Source organism: Silicimonas lutimaris, from assembly GCF_047314965.1.
Classification (GTDB): domain Bacteria; phylum Pseudomonadota; class Alphaproteobacteria; order Rhodobacterales; family Rhodobacteraceae; genus JAVJUV01.
In genome coordinates this window covers 1-2,749 of the sequence record NZ_JBLBVK010000009.1, presented here as the reverse complement: position 1 = coordinate 2,749, position 2,749 = coordinate 1, and the positions used below count along the sequence as shown (strand labels likewise).

Annotated in this window: 2 protein-coding genes and 1 pseudogene; 2 read left to right on the top strand and 1 reads right to left on the bottom strand. The window is 53.6% G+C overall.

What is annotated here, in order from left to right; genetic code table 11:
• Nucleotides 1-292, top strand: a pseudogene (locus ACKLNI_RS00290) (mechanosensitive ion channel domain-containing protein); the annotation flags it as partial.
• A gap of 593 nt (nucleotides 293-885) precedes the next feature.
• Nucleotides 886-1,311: a thermonuclease family protein gene (locus ACKLNI_RS00285; protein WP_413716993.1), complete on the top strand. Its 426-nt coding sequence runs from the start codon at nucleotides 886-888 to the stop codon at nucleotides 1,309-1,311.
• 714 nt (nucleotides 1,312-2,025) lie between these two features.
• On the opposite strand, the gene ACKLNI_RS00280 is transcribed toward ACKLNI_RS00285, so the two are convergent.
• On the bottom strand, nucleotides 2,026-2,682 hold the full coding sequence (locus ACKLNI_RS00280; RefSeq protein WP_413716992.1) for a PGN_0703 family putative restriction endonuclease: 657 nt from the start codon (nucleotides 2,680-2,682) through the stop codon (nucleotides 2,026-2,028).
• Nucleotides 2,683-2,749: the final 67 nt, after the last annotated feature.

Genomic DNA, 2,749 nt, shown 5'->3' with positions numbered 1-2,749 from the left:
GGAGGACCCGGAAACGGCCGTGTCCGTCATCGCCCCGCTGGAGTGGTTGGGCATCACCGCCTTCGGAGACAGCGCCGTCATGCTGCGTGCGCGCATCAAGACCGTGCCCGGCAAGCAATGGGCCATCGGGCGTGCCTACAACGGGTACCTCAAGACGGTCTTCGACGAACGCAAAATCGAGATCCCGTTCCCGCAGCAAACTATCTGGCTCGGTGAAGCCAAAGATGGCAGCACCCAGAAGTTCATGATTGAAGATGTGTCCAAAGGGGCCAAAATAGGGGCCGAAAGCTAAGACCTGGGAAATGTATTGCTATACAGCTTGTCCGAATGGCGGCTTTTCTCGCAGCAGAGTAGCAACTGATGTCGCGGCGTTGCCGCGATAGATTCTCGGCGTGCGCACTTAGCGAGAATCCAACAGGTCCGCTTCGGGCTCGAAAGAGACATCTGACTCAATTTGTCAGATGACCGCCCTTCAACAAACAGCGGTCATTGGGCCACGTCAGAGTTGCGGGCGTCCAAACTGTCCGCTTATCCAATTCAGGAGGCGCTCTGGACAAATGGAGAGTTTGGACAGGGTCTCATAGGGATCGTAAGCGGCTGGTGTACGGCTAAAGATGATGCATCAGCTGACAAGCTCGGAAAATGGCAGCCTCGTATGGTCATCGTTTATATGCCGCCGGAACTTTCATCTTCTTGCTTATATTATCACGTTGATAATTTCGGGGTACACCACTTAAGATTTCATTGCTTCTTCCCGTAGAAGCGAAAAACCTCAGCCGTATCGATGCAAGTCCTCTTCCCACGGCTGGGGTTTGCCAGCGTGTCTCGGGCAAGGTACGAAGACCAACACTGCGCCAACCTTAACCCCTTTTTTTGGCTACTACTGTGCCAGGCAATAATGATGCTTCGCTTGCTCTACACAACGCTCGCCCTCGTCCTCGGAACCATTCTGACACACGCCGCCGAAATCAAGGGACGCGCCGTGTCATCGATGGCGACACCCTCTGGCTTGGAGACATCAAGGTCCGCCTGAACGGCATCGATGCCCCAGAGCGGGATCAGGCGCGCTACAGAGCCGCGACACGGGCGCTGCAGGGATTTGTGGCAGGCAAGACGGTGGTCTGCCAACTGAATGGTGAGAAAAGCTACGACCGCTACATCGGCACCTGTTACGTTGGCGAGTACGACCTTGCCGCCTCCGTCATCGCCACGGGCAACGCCCTAGACTGCGCGAGATACTCTGGGGGGCGGTATCGCGAGTTCGAAACAGATGACGCTCGTCGATACATTCGACAAGCGCACTACTGTTAATAATTGGCTTGCCCTGGTGCCGACTAGATCACCGATCTTACTGTGGCGTGGATCGAAAGTGCCAAACTATTGATCGTGTGGGGACGCGTCCTTGATGTCCGCGAAAGCATCACTGAACTGATTAGATCCGCTGGTGCGCTAGCCCCCACGAGACTTGGGGCAGCGAACAGAACCAATCACCAAAAAATCCCAGTTCGCGAAACAATTCATTTTCCGACAGGAAACGCAAAATCTGGTAAGTCTGTTCTTGGGGAAGAGAGCGGGGCATCGGTGTGTAGGTGTGTAATCCGAGAAACTCTCTTTCACACTGATTTGCCGATATTCCGCCTGATCTCAATGGTCCCCGCGTTGCGGTGTGTCTCCACATACTTCTGCCAAGGAGACCGCCGAAGGACCCCGGAGTAGTTGTTGGGGTCAGGAAGGAGTTTGTTATGGCAGATGATCGAAAGGGCACTCTAAAGACAGCCCCACTTCCCAAGACAGAACTTGAAGATGTCGAAAAACGACATAATCGAGAAAGCGTGACGTCCAGACCATCGGAGAAGTTACGGGAAACCAGATACGTGTTCACGGACTGGGCGCTGATATAGCTAACCGCCTCCCCTTTTGGCAAACGGGTCCGCCCAATGGACTCTTAGCTGCCCATAAAATCTCGATAAGACTAGAATCTCTTGCTTAGAGAGTTCTTAGGGATGCAAGCTTATCTCAAAGAGTTTAATCGCACAGCACCTGCCTCCTGATCGCCTCCCGCAAAAACTCAGAAAGCCCCCCTGCCCCCATTCCAGTATATTTATCAATACTTTTGCAGTAGTCTTCGTAAGTCACGAACACGAGCCTCTCTCGATACCCTTCCTTCAAAACATTTTCCCGAAATGCATGAACCTGCGAGATAAGTTTGTTCGCGAATGCTTTGGGCGCAATAGTCAACACAGCGAAGTAATTTCTTTGAAAACTTTCGGCGAAGGCGGCGGCGAAGAGGAAGTTCCGCATAAGTTGGTAGTTGAACCCTGCAAAAGGACACTGCTGTCCGCTCGACTGAGGCAAAGAAACCTCCTCCCTGAAATACCGCTTTCCGGTTGCCCAGTATGTGCGAGGTGAGCGTTTTCGTTCCCAATTCTCGAGCCGGCACCATGCCGAAGTTTTGGTTGAAAGGTCCGAACCCGGGCCGTGGAAACCAGCGCACCGTCTTCCAACCTGGCCACATCCACCAAATCCATGCGCAGCATCTGTCACGAACTTCGACTCAATCGCGATGACCTCATTGTTCGACTCCAAGAGGATGTCGATGCTTGTGGGCTTGTCCTTCCCCCCTAGAACTGGGCCATTACTTTGGCCGCGAGAGGGGGATTGGGCATGGCGAGGAAGCGACATTCAGACGAAGACATCTTGAAGCTGCTGCGTGAGATTGAGCTGAAGCTGACGGCTGGTGGTGATGTGG

What these genes read in the sequence shown, in the direction of transcription:
- ACKLNI_RS00280 (WP_413716992.1), bottom strand. Translation starts at nt 2,682, where the DNA reads ATGTCGCTTCCTCGCCATGCCCAATCCCCCTCTCGCGGCCAAAGTAAT.